This is a genomic window from uncultured Roseibium sp. (assembly GCF_963675095.2).
In the GTDB taxonomy this organism is placed as follows: domain Bacteria; phylum Pseudomonadota; class Alphaproteobacteria; order Rhizobiales; family Stappiaceae; genus Roseibium.
Genome location: NZ_CAXXSJ010000017.1, coordinates 46,088 through 62,323, shown reverse-complemented (window position 1 = coordinate 62,323; position 16,236 = coordinate 46,088). Strand labels below are relative to the sequence as shown.

General features: G+C 62.2%; 16 protein-coding genes and 1 pseudogene. 9 read left to right on the top strand and 8 right to left on the bottom strand.

What is annotated here, in order from left to right; genetic code table 11:
* Positions 1-15: 15 nt before the first annotated feature.
* From ABIN98_RS06890 to ABIN98_RS06855, 8 genes and pseudogenes are all read right to left on the bottom strand, one after another.
* Entirely contained in the window at positions 16-207 is a 192-nt protein-coding gene (locus tag ABIN98_RS06890) for an SDR family NAD(P)-dependent oxidoreductase (protein WP_346908617.1), read from the bottom strand.
* A gap of 235 nt (positions 208-442) precedes the next feature.
* Complete coding sequence (locus ABIN98_RS06885) at positions 443-1,747, bottom strand: TRAP transporter large permease subunit (protein ID WP_346908615.1); 1,305 nt, start codon at positions 1,745-1,747, stop codon at positions 443-445.
* Positions 1,748-1,749: 2 nt separating this feature from the next.
* Entirely contained in the window at positions 1,750-2,043 is a 294-nt protein-coding gene (locus tag ABIN98_RS06880) for a TRAP transporter small permease subunit (protein WP_346908614.1), read from the bottom strand.
* Between the two features lie 306 nt (positions 2,044-2,349).
* The gene (locus tag ABIN98_RS06875) at positions 2,350-2,649 is read right to left on the bottom strand and encodes a hypothetical protein (RefSeq protein WP_346908612.1); all 300 of its coding nucleotides are present in this window, start codon (positions 2,647-2,649) and stop codon (positions 2,350-2,352) included.
* Complete coding sequence (locus ABIN98_RS06870) at positions 2,552-3,469, bottom strand: hypothetical protein (protein WP_346908610.1); 918 nt, start codon at positions 3,467-3,469, stop codon at positions 2,552-2,554. The genes ABIN98_RS06875 and ABIN98_RS06870 overlap by 98 nt, the downstream gene beginning before the upstream one ends.
* Before the next feature lie 443 nt (positions 3,470-3,912).
* Positions 3,913-4,473 (bottom strand): CoA transferase, encoded by a 561-nt coding sequence (locus ABIN98_RS06865; RefSeq protein WP_346908608.1) that lies wholly within the window; start codon positions 4,471-4,473, stop codon positions 3,913-3,915.
* 71 nt (positions 4,474-4,544) lie between these two features.
* A pseudogene (locus ABIN98_RS06860) lies at positions 4,545-4,703 on the bottom strand (hypothetical protein); the annotation flags it as partial.
* A complete protein-coding gene (locus tag ABIN98_RS06855) occupies positions 4,639-5,106 on the bottom strand; it encodes a CaiB/BaiF CoA-transferase family protein (RefSeq protein WP_346908606.1) in 468 nt (155 codons plus the stop codon). The gene ABIN98_RS06855 and the pseudogene ABIN98_RS06860, both read right to left, overlap by 65 nt.
* A 181-nt stretch (positions 5,107-5,287) precedes the next feature.
* On the opposite strand from ABIN98_RS06855, the gene ABIN98_RS06850 reads away from it, so the two are divergent.
* From ABIN98_RS06850 to ABIN98_RS06810, 9 genes are all read left to right on the top strand, one after another.
* Positions 5,288-6,145: a MaoC/PaaZ C-terminal domain-containing protein gene (locus ABIN98_RS06850; protein ID WP_346908604.1), complete on the top strand. Its 858-nt coding sequence runs from the start codon at positions 5,288-5,290 to the stop codon at positions 6,143-6,145.
* Positions 6,146-6,147: 2 nt separating this feature from the next.
* Positions 6,148-6,573 (top strand): Zn-ribbon domain-containing OB-fold protein, encoded by a 426-nt coding sequence (locus ABIN98_RS06845; RefSeq protein ID WP_346908602.1) that lies wholly within the window; start codon positions 6,148-6,150, stop codon positions 6,571-6,573.
* Positions 6,570-7,751 carry a thiolase gene (locus ABIN98_RS06840; protein ID WP_346908600.1) on the top strand — a complete coding sequence of 394 codons (1,182 nt, stop codon included), beginning with the start codon at positions 6,570-6,572 and terminating at the stop codon, positions 7,749-7,751. Before ABIN98_RS06845 ends, ABIN98_RS06840 begins: the two co-directional genes overlap by 4 nt.
* The gene (locus ABIN98_RS06835; protein WP_346908598.1) at positions 7,744-9,201 is read left to right on the top strand and encodes an NAD-dependent succinate-semialdehyde dehydrogenase; all 1,458 of its coding nucleotides are present in this window, start codon (positions 7,744-7,746) and stop codon (positions 9,199-9,201) included. The genes ABIN98_RS06840 and ABIN98_RS06835 overlap by 8 nt, the downstream gene beginning before the upstream one ends.
* Before the next feature lie 31 nt (positions 9,202-9,232).
* The gene (locus ABIN98_RS06830) at positions 9,233-10,162 is read left to right on the top strand and encodes an SDR family oxidoreductase (RefSeq protein ID WP_346908596.1); all 930 of its coding nucleotides are present in this window, start codon (positions 9,233-9,235) and stop codon (positions 10,160-10,162) included.
* Between the two features lie 23 nt (positions 10,163-10,185).
* Positions 10,186-11,325: an acyl-CoA dehydrogenase family protein gene (locus tag ABIN98_RS06825; RefSeq protein WP_346908594.1), complete on the top strand. Its 1,140-nt coding sequence runs from the start codon at positions 10,186-10,188 to the stop codon at positions 11,323-11,325.
* Positions 11,326-11,352: 27 nt separating this feature from the next.
* Positions 11,353-13,830 carry a CaiB/BaiF CoA-transferase family protein gene (locus ABIN98_RS06820; protein WP_346908592.1) on the top strand — a complete coding sequence of 826 codons (2,478 nt, stop codon included), beginning with the start codon at positions 11,353-11,355 and terminating at the stop codon, positions 13,828-13,830.
* 144 nt (positions 13,831-13,974) lie between these two features.
* Positions 13,975-14,607: a TetR/AcrR family transcriptional regulator gene (locus ABIN98_RS06815; protein ID WP_346908590.1), complete on the top strand. Its 633-nt coding sequence runs from the start codon at positions 13,975-13,977 to the stop codon at positions 14,605-14,607.
* Between the two features lie 2 nt (positions 14,608-14,609).
* Positions 14,610-16,175, top strand: a complete 1,566-nt coding sequence (locus ABIN98_RS06810) for a long-chain-fatty-acid--CoA ligase (protein ID WP_346908588.1) — start codon at positions 14,610-14,612, stop codon at positions 16,173-16,175.
* Positions 16,176-16,236 lie beyond the last annotated feature (61 nt).

Genomic DNA, 16,236 nt, shown 5'->3' with positions numbered 1-16,236 from the left:
CGGAGGATGCATCGGTTACGTCCCATCTCCACCGACTGGGGCTTTACCGCCCGCCGCGATGATTTCATTTGCTATTCCGTCGAGCTTAGACCGGCGGCGGGCAGTCAGCACAACGCGCGCGCCATCGGCGGCCAGGGTCCGGGCGAAATGCTCGCCCAGCCCGCTCGACGCGCCGGTCACCACGATGGTTTTGTCCGAAAACTCCACCCAGTTCCTCCCTGCCCGCGTTCGATGCAAGCATCACATTTTTATCTCAAATATCCGATTGTCCGACAATCGTACTTTCAAAGAAGCGAGTCAAGCCTTCGATCATGCGGGCGAGGCAAGTGAAAGGGAGAGAGCAATGGGAAGGATAGGGGCCGAAACGGCTTCACCCGAGCGCACCAACGGTGCGGGGAGGAAGATCGCCGGTGGAATGCTTAATCCCCACCGGCGAAAGCCTTTACATGAAGCCCGGAAGGAACAGCGAGATGCTCGGAAAGCCGATCAGCAGCACCATGACCACCGCCTCGCAGGCGAGAAACCACAGAAGACCGCGGAAGATGGTCCCCAGCCCAACCGCGTCGCCGATCACGCTTTTCACCACGTAGGCATTCAACCCCACTGGCGGCGTCAGCAGGCCGATCTCGATGTATTTCACGATGATCACACCCATCCAGATCAGATCGATCCCCAGCGCCTTGAAGGTCGGCAGGAAGATCGGAAGCGTGATCAGCATCAGCCCCATCGGGTCGAGGAACATGCCCAGGATCAAGTAGACCACCGACAGCAGGATGATGATGCTGATGACACTTGTGTTCCAGCTCGAAACCAGTTCCGACATGAAGATCGGAACACCTGCCAGAGCGAGAAACCGGGTCAGCATCACCGCACCGATAGCAATGAACAGGATCGAGGCCGTCGTCGCGACCGCTTCGGCAATACTGTTGAAGATCACCTTTTTCGAAAGGCGCCCCTGCACGCCGGCGATGACGAAGGCAAGAAAGGCGCCGAAGGCACCGGCCTCGGAAGCCGTCGTCAATCCGCCGTACATGCCTCCGATCACGCCACCGATCAGCAGAAGCGTCGGCCAGACCGAATTGAGTTTCCGCCAGCGTTCCCCGCGGCTCACCTCGAGGTTGATCCTCGGCGCGAGCTTCGGTTTCAGCATGCAGCGGAGAACGATCATCACGGCATAGGCGACCGCGGTCAGCAATCCCGGCAGGATGCCGGCAATCAGAAGCTTGGGCACCGACTGTTCGGTGTACCAGCCGTAGATCACGAAGGCGATCGAGGGCGGGATCAGCGCGCCGAGCGTGCCCGAGGCCGCGACGGTGGCCGTTGCCAGTCCCCGATCATACCCGAACTTGAGCATCTCGGGCACAGCGACCTTGCTCATCGCTGCCGAGGTAGCAAGAGACGAACCGGAGGCCGCCGCGAAACCGGCCGAGGCGAAGTTGCTGGCCACCGCAAGGCCGCCCGGCACCCGGTAAAGCCAGACTCGGGCTGCATCGTAGAGTTTCGACGTCAGACCCGAATGATAGGTCACCGCTCCCATCAAAACGAACATGGGCACAGCCGACAGGGACCAGCTTGCGGCAAAATCAAAGGGAAGCGTGCCGAAAGCTTCAAGCGCGGCCTTGGGACTGCGCAGCAAGGCGATACCGCCGAACGACACCAGACCAAGGGCAACCCCGATCGGCACACGCATCGCCAGCAGGATCATTGCCAGCACAATGCCGCCGCCAGCGACATAAAGATCGGTCATTGTTAATCCTTGTAGTGCGATGCGGAGCTGTCGAATTCCACCGCCTTGGGATCGCTCAGGTAGCGAAGGGCCACGAGCAGGAACACGACGGCCGCGAGCGCCGCCCCCGCGGGAAAGAACCAGCGGGTGGGCCAGACCGGGATATCGACCAGGGCCGCGGCCCAGACCTCACCCACCTGGGTCGCACGGATGGCATTGACTGCCCCGCGCCACGCCAGCAGCGCGCAGTAGATGGCGGATGCGAAATTGGCGAAAACCATCGTGAACCGCTTCATCCGCGGCCCCATGGTCTGCACGACGATATCCACCGAGACGTGGCGTTCGTGCAGAGCCAGATAGCCGAGCGGCAAAAAAGGCGATCGCCACCATGTAATAGGTCGCGACGAGTTCGATCGTTCCCTGAATGGGGCTGTTGAACAGATACTTCAGCAGCACGTCGGCCGTGACCTGAAGCATCATGATCGTCATGGCAATCCCGGCAAGTAAGTGCAGGCCATTGGCAAGCCGGGAAAAGAGCCGTGTCATGAGGGGCATTCCTTCCAAGATTTTCACAACGATAACCGTCTGCGGGCGGATTGCGCCACCCGCAGACGGAGCCGACCTCAGTCGTCGGCAACGCTGATCTTGGAATAGATCTCTTCCCGGAGCTTTTCTTCGTACTTGTCCGGGTCGTGGCCGATCTCGTCGAGGATCTTGGTCCACTTGTCCACGTTCTTCATCAGGGCATCGACAACGCCCTTCAGCTCAAGCTTTTCCGCACGCGGATCGCCGAGGACGCGCGCGACCTCCTTGCCTTTCTGCTCATCATAGCTGGCGATAAGAGCCTGCCCCGGTTCCGCCAGTTTGACGCCGTGATCCAGGCCTTCCTTCAGGGCCGCGTCGTCTTCTTCCCGATAAGCCATGACCCATACGGCGGGTAATGCCGGGAAGGTTCTTGACGATGGCCTTGCGCTCATCGACCGACAGACCATTCCACGTATCGGTGTTCATGTCGAAGGCCAGAGCGCCGAAATAGGTTCCAACCTTCAGGTCGGTCACATATGTGATGACGTCCTTGAGATTGTAGTTCTTCAGCCATGCCGCCGAACCGATGGTGCAATCCGCCTGGCCGCGCTGCAGTGCTTCGTAGACTTCCGACGAGGGTACGGAGACGGGCACTGCACCGATATCCTTCAGCCAGATCGCCCAGGGGCCGATGGCACGCACCTTGAGCCCCTGAAGCTCTTCCAGCGTGCTGACTGGCTTGGTGCACATCAGGATGTAGGGTGCAGGACGCATAATAGGCGAGCGGCTTGATGTGATTGCGGGTGCTTTCCTCGGCGCACTGCTGGGCCAATCCAGAAGGAAGGTTTCCGCCGCTGCCGCGGCCATCACCATGCTGTCTCCCCCCAGCATGCCCAGATCGGTGATCATGTAAGACGCCGGCAGGTCGGCCTTGTAGTAGACGTTCACGATAAGGGAGGAATCCACGATCCCGTCCCGCACGATCGCCAGCAGCGACTTTGCATCCCCCATCGCGCCGCCCGGAAATTCCTTGAACGTGATCTCGCCGTTCGTATCCGCCTCGACCTGCTTATAGAACGGCGCCATGCCTTCCGTATGCAGAATATGGGTCGACGGCACGTGGCTCGCGTAGGAGAGCGTATCAACCTGGCGAGAGCCGGCACGGATCCGACCGCGAGCGCCAGGATGGAAGCGGCGGTAACGCGCAAATGTTTTCATGTCTATCCTCCCGTTAAACAGCCGGTCATACCGACCGGTGAATGTCAGACTGATAACCTACTTCTGAGTAGAATTCAATGCCCAACCACCCTACCCACGCACAATCACACAGAAACGGACACACCTACTTTTCTCCACGATAAATAAAGGAATTCCGGAGATTTTCGCCATTCAACCGTTACGCCACACATCTGATAAAGCAGATAAAAACATACCCATAGGTAGACAGTGATTGAGCGACACATGGAACGCGATGGCCGGACAGCTTTCTCAAAACACCCTTGATTGGCCAAAGAACAACTCTCCCCGCATTCGCCCCTGAGCCGCCAGAACAGAGACAAGCCCAGCCACCAACCACCTGGAGCAATCTACCTCCAGGTACCAAACGCTTCGACGCCAATCAGTCGAAAACGGAACCGCCTTGCAGATACCCGCACTCCACCTCAACCAAGGGGACCTCGGCTCTGCGGAGAATCGCCACCATCCTCATGGCGCACGACACCCTGGCTTTCCAGATCCTCGATTTCAGCGGCGAAAAACCCCCATCCGCCGAGAATTTCCCTCGTATGCTCACCCACAAAGGGCGACGGCAAACCGACACCGCCAGGCGTCCGGCCGAACCGGGGCGCCGGCGCCGGCTGCACCACCCCGGCCAGCTGGACATAGGCCTCGCGCGCCACTGCATGCGGATCGCGCGATGCTTCATCGAAGTCCAGAACAAGGGAAAGACAGGCATCACTTCCGTCTGTCAGCGCACACCACTCGGAGCTGTCACGGGTCAGGAAGATCTCCTCCAGCCGGGCGCATAATTCCGGCCACTTCGCGCGATCTCCGCGCAGGCGCAACACCTCTTCGCCCTCAAGACCGCAAAGCTCAAGAAACCGCTCCCAGAACTGCCCCTCGATTGCCCCGAGAGCCACATACCGCCCATCGCGACACTTGTAGCAGCGATAGTACGGCGCACCGCCATCGAAGATGTTCGACTCGCGCTCCGGGCTCCACAAGCCCTTTGTTGTGATAGGACCAGATCATGCTGAGAGAGAAGACTCGCCCCCTCAGCCATGGCCGCATCAACCACCTGCCCCCGGCCGGAGACGGATCGCTCGACCAACGCAGCCAAAACCCCGGAAACCAGCAACAGACCACCCCCGCCGAAATCACCGATCAGATTAAGAGGCGGAACCGGTCCGCTTTCCCTGGTCCCCGATCGTCCCGAGAAGGCCCGTCGCCGCAATGTAATTGATGTCGTGACCAGCAAGATTCCGATTTGGACCATCCTGCCCCCAGCCGGTGATACGCCCATAGACAAGACGAGGATTGCGCTCCAGGCAGACATCCGGCCCGAGGCCAAGACGTTCCATCACGCCGGGTCGAAACCCTTCGAGCAGCACGTCCGCCGATTCGACCATCCGCAGAGCCACCTCAGCCGCGCCGTCTTTTTTGAGGTCGAGCGCCATCGAGCGGCGCCCTCGGTTCAGGATATCGCCGCGCGTCTGGTTCCACCGCTGGCCCGGCCTGTCGATCCGGACGACCTCCGCCCCCATATCCGCCAACCACATGGCCGCAAACGGCCCGGGCCCCACGCCGACGAATTCCACGACACGCACACCGGCAAGCGGCCCCCGACTTTCAGACATTCCCATCTCCAGACTACTTTTGAGTAGATTCCCACAGGGAGAAAACGCGTCCCACTCCCCATATTCTGCAATTTTACAGATGCTTATCGCTTCTTTCCATCATCACATTGACAGTAATCCTACCCGATGGTAGGAAACTTTCCAAGCCGTCAGACGGCACTTCGATCACTCGGGAGGCAACGTGCTCGACTACGATACCGTAATGAACTGGTCCTTCGAGGACATAAGGCAGACCTACACGGCCCGGGACACGATCCTCTACGCGCTTGGTCTGGGTTATGGCCATGACCCCATGGACGAAGGCGAACTCCAGTTCCTGCTCGAAGACCGCCTCGTTGCCGTTCCCACCATGGCTGTCGTACTCGGCGGCCCGGGCCAGTGGATGGCCGATCCGCGGACCGGTATCGAATGGGTCAAGAGCCTGCACGGAGAACAGGGTCTCAAGATCTTCAAGCCCCTGCCGGTGTCCGGCACCGTGATCGGGAAAAACCGTGTCGTGGACATCATCGACAAGGGTGAAGGCCGCGGCGCGCTGCTGATGCTGGAGCGCGATATCGTCGACGAGGGGACTGGTGATATCATCGCCACACGCACCTCGACGTCGTTCCTGCGCGGAGACGGCGGCTGCGGCGCGCCGGCCAAAGCCCAACCGGTCCCCCACGCGGTCCCCGACCGTGCTCCGGATATGAATCATTCTATGAACACGCGTCCGGAAGCCGCTCTGATCTATCGTCTTTCCGGCGACTGGAACCCGATCCATGCCGATCCCGCAAAGGCGGCCAAGGCAGGTTTTGAGCGTCCGATCCTGCACGGCCTGTGCACTTACGGCATGATCGCCCGCGCCATAATTGCCGAGACCTGCGGACAGGACGTATCCCGCCTGAAGGAAATCGGCGGCCGTTTCAGCGCACCCGCCTATCCGGGTGAGACGATCCAGGTGGATATCTGGGACGAAGGCGGCGGAAGCTTTGGCTTCGAGGCCCGGATCCCGGAGCGAAACACCGTCATCTTCAAGAACGGCTTGGCCAAGGTGAACTGAACATGGCTGATGCTGCAAAATCCGATGAGGGCGCCCTGCCCCGCCCCACCCCGGAAACAAAGCCCTTCTGGGACGGAACCCGCGCCCACAAGCTGCTTCTGCCCTGGTGCGACGACTGCGGCGAGCCTCATTTCTATCCGCGCTCGATCTGCCCGCATTGCCTGTCGTCCAACCTGGAATGGCGGCCGGCCAGCGGGCGGGGCAAGCTGCACACCTACGTCATCAACCACAAGCCGGCCAAAGGCCGGACAGCGCCTTACGTCATCGCGGTGATCGAACTGGCGGAAGGTCCGCGGATGCTGAGCAACGTGGAAACGGACGGCGATCCGACACCCGAGAAGCTGATCATCGACATAGATGTCGAGGTCTATTTCGACGATGTCACTGACGAGATCACCCTTCCCAAGTTCAAGGTGGTTGAACAATGACCGGCAAACTCAGCAGAACCGCCGCAATCGTAGGCGCGGCCGAAACCGATCGGATCGGCAAGCTTCCGGGCATGTCGCGCCTGGCGATCCACGCGGAAGCGGCGAAGAATGCACTGGCGGACGCCGGCCTGAAGCTATCGGATGTCGATGGGCTGTTCACCACCGTCGCCGGACCGAACGAGCTGTCGGAATATCTCAACATGGTGCCGCGCTATGTGGACAGCACCGGCGTTGGCGGCTGTTCCTACATGATCTTCGTCCGCCATGCGGTTGCAGCCATTGCAGCCGGCTATTGCGACGTGGCGCTGGTCGTCCACGGCGAAAGCGGACGCAGCTGGATCGACATGGAGGCGGCCGGCACGCCTGCCAGCCCCGCCGGACAGTTCGAAAGCCCGTTCGGCACCGCGGGTGCACCGACCACCTATTCGCTGCCGGTGCTGCGCCACTTCCATCAATACGGCACGACCAAGCGCCAGATGAGCCATGTGCCCGCCGCCACCCGTGAATGGGCTCTGTTGAACCCGCGCGCGCTGATGCATCAAGCCGGATCGATCACCCCGGAGGATGTCGAGGCCTCTCCCCTGATCTGCTACCCGTTCAATCGTCTCGATTGCTGCCTGGTTGCCGATGGCGGCGGTGCGCTTGTGATCACCTCTGCCGAGCGCGCCCGGGATATGAAGAACAAGCCGATCCATATTCTGGGCACCGGCGAAGGCGCAGCCCACCGTCAGGTGGCCATGATGCGCGACTTCACCACGTCGGATTCCACGGTCGTCTCCGGCCGCCAGGCCTTCGCGGAGGCCGGCCTGACGCCCGCCGACATCGACCACCTGATGCTCTATGACGCCTTCAGCTTCACGCCGATGATGTTCCTGGAAGACCTCGGTTTCGTGCCCAAGGGCGAGTCCGGACCTTTCCTGGCCGAAACCCGCAAAGGCGCAGACGGCAGACCCATCTACAAGACCGGCCCCGGCGGAGACCTGCCGATGAACACCAATGGCGGTGGCCTGTCCTATTGCCATTCGGGGCGCTACGGCATGTTCGCACTCCTGGAGGCGGTCGCGCAATTGCGCGGCACAGCTGGCGACCGACAGGTCAGCGGCCTCAGGACGAGCCTTGTCCACGGTCCGGGCCGGCAGTTTGCCGCCGCAGGCACGGTGATCCTGTCCAATGACTGATACGCCCCAGCCTTCCTATCCTGAACTCCGGCTCTTGATCGACGGCGAATGGACCGATGGCACCGGCGAAGACCGGATCCCGGTTGAGAACCCCTCGACTGGCGCAATACTCGGCCTCCTGCCTGCGGCTTCGGAAGCCGATATCAACCGCGCCATTGTGGCCGCCAACCGGGCCTTCCCGCTCTGGCGGGCTACCCATCCGCGCAAGCGCGCCGCGATCCTGCGCAAGGCGGCCGAGCTTATCCGGAGCCGGTCCGACGACCTGTCCCGCCTGATGGCCCTGGAACTCGGCAAGCCGGTAAAGGATGGGCCCGCCGAAGTCGGCCGCGCCGGCGAGTTGCTGGAATGGCATGCGGAACAAAGCCTGCGCACCTTCGGCGAGGTCATCCCCGGTCCCGCCGGAGTGACCCAGAGGGCGCTCAGGTTCCCGGTCGGCCCGGTGGCCGCCTTCACGCCCTGGAACGGACCCGGCGCCTCGCCGGCGCGAAAGATCAGCGCAGCGCTCGCCTCCGGCTGTACCATCGTCATCAAGCCAGCCGAGGAAACGCCCGCCACGGCGATTGTTCTGGCGGAATGCTTCCAGGAAGCCGGCGTGCCTGCAGGCGTCCTGAACATGGTCTTCGGCAAGCCGGCGATGATTTCGGAAAAGCTGATTTCCTCGCCCGCCATGCGGCTGGTGACCTTCACCGGGTCGGTGCCTGTGGGCCGCAGCCTCGCCGTTCTGGCCGGCAAGCACCTGAAGCCCCAGATCCTGGAGCTCGGCGGCCACGCGCCCTGCATCGTCTGCGCCGATGCGGATCCGGTCCAGGCGGCCGAAATGTCTGTGATCTCGAAGTTCCGCAACTCCGGCCAGATCTGTATCTCGCCGACCCGGTTCTTCCTGCACGAGGATATTCACGACACCTTCGTCAACGCGTTCGTCGCGGCGGCCGAACGGCTGGTGGTCGGCGATCCCATGGACCCGGACACCGGAATGGGCCCGATGATCCATAACCGCCGTCTCCAGGCGGTGGACGACCTGATCCGGGATGCGATTGCTTGCGGCGCGGTGCGGCGCACCGGTGGGAAGCGGATCGGCGAGACGGGCGCCTTCTATGCCCCGACCGTTCTGACCGATGTTCCGGACAGTGCCCGCATCCTGAGTGAAGAGCCGTTCGGCCCGGTGGCCGTCGTGCAGAAGTTCTCCGATCTCGAGGAGGTTTGCGACCGGGCGAACGCCACCGACTTCGGCCTGGCGGCCTACGCCTTTACCCAATCGGCCGAAACGGCCGCGAAAATCACGGACCGGATCGATACCGGAATCCTGTCGATCAATCACTTCGGCGGCGCCTCGCCCGAGATCCCCTTCGGCGGGGTCAAGGACAGCGGCTACGGCCGCGAGGGCGGCGCCCAGTGTTTCGACGGCTACCTCACCTGGAAATCCGTTTCACACAAGACTTCGACGCGCTGAGCGCCATTCCCATCATGCGAGGAGACGACAGATGAAATTCGAGAACAGGGCAGCGATCGTCACCGGCGGCGCCCGCGGCATCGGCCGCGCCATCGCCGAAGAGCTGGCCCGCGAAGGCGCGAAGGTCGTGATCATGGATCCGGGCCTCGCCAAGGACGGCATTGAGACCGAAGGCGCCTCCCCGGCCGAGGAAGCGGCAGAAGCGATCCGCGAAGCCGGCGGAACCGCGATCGTCGCAGCCGAAAGCGTCGACGATCATGAGGCCTGCGGCCGCACCGTCGAGCTGTGCAAGTCCGAATTCGGCTCCGTCGACATCCTCGTCAACAATGCCGGCGTCCTGCGCCCGAAGATGATCTGGAACATGCCGGTGGAATCCTGGGACCTGGTGGTCGGCATTCACCTGCGCGGCCAGTATTCCATGATCCACCATTCCGCCGGCTACATGCGCGAGCAGCGCTGGGGCCGGATCATCAACATGGGCTCGGAAGCCTGGCGCGGTACCGTGGGCGGAGCCAATTACGGCGCGGCCAAGGGCGGTGTGTTCTCGCTGACCCGCGCTATGGCCCGTGAACTGGGCAAATACGGTGTCACCGCCAACACGATCTGCCCGGCAGCCGCCACCCGACTAACCCTGGACGAAGCCGTGAAGGAAGGCTTCCGCAAGCGCCTGGAGGCCGGACTGGTAACACAGGAGCGCTACGACGCCGTGGTCAACATGGGCGGTCCCGAACATGTCGCCCCCTTCGTCAGCTATCTGTGTTCCGACGATGCCGCCAACATCAACGGTCAGGCCTTCCGTGTCGAGGAGCGCAAGGTCGCCATCTACAACGACCCGGAAATGAAGGCGAGCCTGGTGAAGGCGGACGACGCCCCGTTCACCACGGAAGAATTGCGCAAGCTGGTGCCCTCCGCCCTGCTCCAGGGCTACACCAATCCCGCCCCGGCGGAAGCCGAATCCTGAGGGGAAGACGGGAGATCACCGCCATGATGGAAAATCGCGCGATTTACGAACCGGAACATGAGGAGCTGCGCCGCGCAGTCCGCAAGTTCTTCCAGGCCGAACTCATGCCCAACATCGCCAAGTGGGAAGAAGACGGCATCATCCCCAAGGAGCTGTGGCGCAAGGCCGGCGAAATGGGCATCCTCTGCCCCACCGTGAGCGAGGAATACGGCGGTGCCGGCGGTGGTTTCCTGCATCTCAGCATCATCGACGAGGAACTGGGCTACACCGGCCAGTCGAGCTTCACGATCCAGACCCACACCGACATCGTCGCCTCCTATATCGAGGCGCTCGGCACGGACGAGCAAAAGCAGCGCTGGCTGCCGAGAATGGTGACCGGCGAGATGATCGGCGCGATCGCCATGACGGAGCCGCACGCCGGCAGCGATCTCAAGAACATCAACACCACCGCCAAGCGCGACGGCGATGACTTCGTGATCAAGGGTCAGAAGACCTACATCACCAACGGCATCAATGCCGATCTTGTGATCGTGGTCTGCAAGACGGCGCCGGAACTCGGGCGCAACGGCGTCAGCCTGATCGTGGTCGACGGTACGCGCCCGGGTTTCGACCGCGGCAAGCGTCTGAAGAAGATCGGCATGAAGGCGTCCGATACCGCCGAACTGTTCTTCGACGACGTGCGCGTGCCCGTCTCGAACCTGCTCGGCACGGAGAATGCCGGTTTCAAGCAGGTGATGCACGAGATCCCGAAAGAACGCCTGTCGATCGCAACCATCGCCATGTCCTCGGCTCAAAAGGCCTTCGACACGACGGTTGAGTTCGTCAAGGACCGCATTGTCTTCGGTAAGCCCCTGATCGAGTTCCAGAACACCCAGTTCAAGCTGGCCGAACTGAAGGCGCACCTGACCGTGGGTTGGGCCCATCTGGATCACTGCATCGCCAGGCACATCAAGGGTGAGCTGACCAGCGACGAGGCGGCAATCGCCAAGCTGTTCAACACCGAGCTGCAATGCCGCGTAGTGGACGAGTGCCTGCAGCTGCATGGCGGCTGGGGCTACATGGCCGAAACGCCGATCGCCCGCATGTACACCGACGCCCGCGTGCGCCGGATTGCCGGCGGCAGCTCCGAAATCATGAAGATGCTGATTGCCCGTACGCTTTAACGGGCATCTCCGAGGAATACACCACCCGTGACCAACTCCGATAACCGTCCTCTGTTCGGCATCCGCATTCTGGACCTGTCCACCGTGGTGGCCGGCCCATTCGGCTCCGATATCCTCGCCTCTCTCGGGGCCGAGGTCATACGGATCTGCCCGCCCGACAAGGCACAGCCGCTGAAAGCCCGCAAGGCGGAGGATCCGGTCAGCGACGCGGACGGTTTCCTGTTCGCCCTGCAGCGGAACAAGAAGAGCGTCTGTCTCAATCTCAAGGACGCTTCAGATAAGGCGGATTTCCTCAAGCTCGTTGCCGGGGCTGATATCGTCTACGACAACTTCCGTCCGTCGGTGACCAAACGCCTGGGCATTGATTACGACACCCTAAGACACATCAACCCGCGCATCGTCACCTGTTCGATCAGCGGGTACGGCTCGGAAGGTCCCTGGGCGAATGTGGGTGCCTACGATGTCACCGTTCAGGCGCTGAGCGGCGGCATGAGCATCACCGGATCCAACGACAGCGAGGGCATGCCCTGCCGCTGGGGCGTTCCTGTCGGCGACATCACCGGATCGTTCTACGGCGTCATCGGCATCCTGGCAGCCCTGGAGGAACGCACCCGCACCGGCAAGGGACAGGCGGTCGAGATTTCACTGCTCGATGGCCAGCTCGCGCTCAACACCTACCGCGTGCCCCAGGCCTTCGGCGCGGGCGTCGAATTCGGAGCACCGGAACCCCGGCGCGGTGGGGCCGGTACCGTGCCTTACGGCCCGTTCCTGTGCCGGGACGACAAGTGGATCGTGATTGGTGTTGCCTCCAATTTCTGGCGCCGCTTCTGCGAGACGATCGGACTGCCAGAGCTTATCGCCGACCCGCGTTTCGACACGCTCGCCAAACGGCAGGAAAACCAGGCCATCCTGGAACCGTTGATCGAAGAACGGCTCTTAAGCGAAACCGCAGAAACATGGCAAGACAGGCTGATTGAAGCCGGTGTGCCCGTCGGCAAGGTCAACTCGATCCGCGAAGCCTTTGAACAGCCGCAGGCCCGCGCCCGCAATATGGCGGTGAAGATGGAGGGACCAGGCGCCGAGGGCGTCATCACAGCCGGCACCCCGGTACGTTTCATCGGAGAAACCGCAGCAGCCTTGACTGCCCCCGTCGCTGACGGAACCGATACCGCAAGTGAACTGGCTGCCCAGCGCCCCTACGCTCCGAACGATACCGACCCCGCTCCTGTCCGGGACGCCGTGGCCCGCCTTGCCGCGCAGGACGGCCCGCTGAAAGGGCGTCTGATCCTGGAACTGTGCGGCGACGAGCCCAGCGGCACCTTCGGCACCCAGATGCTCGCCGACCTCGGCGCTACGGTCATCAAGATCGAACGTCCGCCGGTCAAATCGGCAGAGGCAGTCGACCCCGCATCCCTGCCGGTCACGCCCGCGCTTGCCTATTACTTCGGACTGAACCGCAACAAGCGGTCAGTCTGCCTGGACCTCAAGACCGATGCCGGTCGGGAGACTTTGCTGAAGCTCGTGGGCCAGGCGGACGTGATCTACGACAATTATAAGGCGGGCGTGATGCAGCGCCTCGGCCTCGACCTTGAAAGCCTGCGGGCGGCAAACCCGGAGATCATCGTCTGCTCGGTGTCCGGTTTCGGCAAGACCGGACCATGGTCTCACCTGCCCGCCTATGACGCCACCATCCAGGCCCTGGGCGGCGGCATGAGCATTACCGGCACCGGTGAGCCCGGCACCATGCCGGTGCGCTGGGGCAATCCCATCGGCGGGATCGGCGGCGCCTTCTATGCTGTCATTGGCATCCTGTCCGCTCTTCATCGCCGTAGCGGCACAGGCCGCACGGCCGCCATCGACATCGCCCTTTTAGATGCACAGCTGGCCATGCACGGCTACCGCGTCGCGCCGGCCATGTCCGGCCGCGTCTATCCGGCCGTGCAGCGGCGCGGCGGCAGCGGCGCCCTGCCCTACGGCCCGTTCAAATGCAGTGACGGCAAATGGTTCGTGCTCGGCATCACCGGCCAGTTCTGGCCTGCCGCCGCACGCGCCTTCGGCCACCCGGAATGGATCGACGACCCGCGTTTCGCCACCGAGAAAGACCGGCAGGACAATGAGAACGACCTCAACGTCCTGGTCGCCGACGTCATGGCGACGGCGCCTGCGGACGAATGGCAACGCCGCTATGTGGATCTCGGAATACCGGGTGCGAAGGTTGAGACCATAAAGGACGCCTACAGCCACCCGCATGTTGGCCAGCGCGACATGCTGGTGAGTTTCGACCATCCGATCGGCAGCCGCCTGAAGGTGGCAGGTTCGCCGGTCAAACTGTCGGGCCATGCCAGCCAAGGTTTCCGTCATGCGCCCGCCCTTGGCGAGGACACGCTCGAGATCCTTTCGGCTCTGGCGGCATTGCCGCGAGAGGTCCTGGAAGAGTTGCGCTCAAAGGGTGCGGTTTGGTGGTCCGATGGCAACCTCTGTTACGACCGCCCCAGTGTCGTCTGAGAAACGGAAGAGGCACTCATGGCACGGGATTCAGGCAGAAGTATCAAGGGTAAGCCGGCGGCGGTCACCGCCGAAGACCCTGTAGCGGCGAATCCTACTCGGAAGTATGCTACTCGCAGAGCGAACAAGAAAAGCGAGAGCAAGATGACCGCAAAATCGAAGACCGGCAGTGGGCAGACCACCGCCGAAGACGATCGTGAAGCCAAGCGGCTTTCCATTCTCAAGGCGGCGGCGGCGTTCTTCAACAGCCGCGGATTCCACAACACGTCCATGTCCGATGTGGCCAAGGCGCTCGGGGTAAGCAAGCCGTTTCTGTACTACTACCTGAACGACAAGGAAGACCTGATCTTCCAGTGTTCGCGCATCGCCACCCAGGAACTTCACGAATTGCTGGATGAAGTCCGCTCCGCCGATGTCAACGGCTGGGAACGGCTTGAAATGCTGTTCCGCCGCTACGCGCGTGTCATGACCTCCGATTTCGGCATCTGCCTGATCCGGTCCACCGCGCCCGGAAGCCTGACCGACAACAGCCGGGAAGTCCTTTGGACAGGCCGCCGCCGCCTTAATCACGAGGTCGAGCGCATGGTGGCCGAAGGCATCGCCGACGGCTCGATCAAGAGCTGCGATCCGCGAATGCTGTCGTTCGCCATGTTCGGTGCGTTCAACTGGATCAGCTACTGGTTCGACGAAAAGGGACGCAAATCGCCTGAAATGATCGCCGAGGACTTCCTCGAATTTTTCTCGCGAGGTGTCCAGAAAAATGACGGAGCTTCTTGATAATGCGGGTTCATGACTGGTTCGAATATCACGCCAGAAGTCGACCGGATATTCCCTTCCTCGTCCAGGACGGCGTCACGCTGACCTACAGGGATGCGGATATCCGCGCGAACAAGTGGGCGAATGCGATGATCGACGCGGGCCTCAAGGTCGGCGACCGCATTGCCTACCTGTCGACGAATGACATCGACATGGGCGTGATGTTCATGGCCTGCGCCAAGGCTGGCGTGGCCCCGGTCATGCTGAACTACCGCCTTGCACCGCGCGAATGGCTCTGGATCCTGCAGGATGCCGATGTCAGCATGGTGTTCGTGCGCGGTGAGGACTATCTCGACCAGATCGACGGCATTCGCCCTGACCTGTCCGGCATCGAGAGCTTCATCCGTGTCGGAGGACAACCGCGCGACGGCTGGCAATCCCTGGACGCGTTCATTGAGAGCGCATCGACGGACACCCCACGCCCGGCGCTGACCAAGGACGACATGCTTTACCTGATCTACACCAGCGGGACGACCGGACATCCCAAGGGCATCATGATCAGCCACCAGAACGTCATCGCCCATGTCGAGCAATCCATGTGCGCCTCGATCGCCGGCCGTTCGCCCGGCCAGAGAGCGCTGGTGGCGACCCCGCTCTACCATGCCGCCGGTGTGCTGCGGATCATGACCGCCGCCATCAACGGCGGAACCGTCGTCCTGATGGAGCTTTTCGACTCGGACATCTTCCTGAAGACCATCTCGGAAGAGAAGATCAACACGGTCAACATGGTCCCTTCGATCGTGCAGACCCTGCTGGAATTGCCGCAGATCGCCGAAATGGATTTCAGCCACCTGGAGGTCATCTATTACGGAGCCGCGCCGATTGCCGAACCGGTCCTGCGCCGCGCGCTGGCAACCTTCCAGTGCCCCCTGATCCAGGGTTACGGTCTCAGCGAATCCTGTGGCGGCATCGCCTATCTCAACGAGGTCGATCACCTCAAGGCACTTCAGGGCCGTCCCGAACTGCTCAAATCCACCGGCCGCGCCGTGGTCCTGGCCGAACTGCGCATCGTCGATCCGGACGGCAAGGAAGTTCCTCCTGGAACTGTGGGCGAAATCGTGATCCGTGGTCCGAACGTCATGAAGGGCTACTGGCGCAATCCGGAAAAGACCGCCGAAACCATCCGGGACGGCTGGCTGCATTCCGGCGATGCCGCCTATATCGACGCGGAGGGCTATGTCTTTCTCCAGGACCGGATCAAGGACATGATCGTCTCCGGCGGGACCAACATCTATCCCAACGAAATCGAAAGTGCGCTGCTGGAACACGACGACATCCGTGACGTGGCCGTGATCGGCGTTCCCGACGACAAGTGGGGCGAGGCCGCTCTCGCCGTCTGCGTCACCCGGTCTGGAAAGCCGATCGGCACTGAGGACCTGATTGCCTTCTGCCGGGAACGGCTCGGCGGCTACAAGATCCCGCGCCAGTATGAATTCGTTTCCGAACTGCCGCGCAATGCCAGCGGCAAGATCCTCAAACGCGTGTTGCGCGAGCCCTACTGGAAAGGCCAGGCGCGCGCCATCGCCTGACAGTGCAGCCGGTTCGAACACCGGCATCCGCACGCAGTCCTGAATTGACAACAAACTGGTT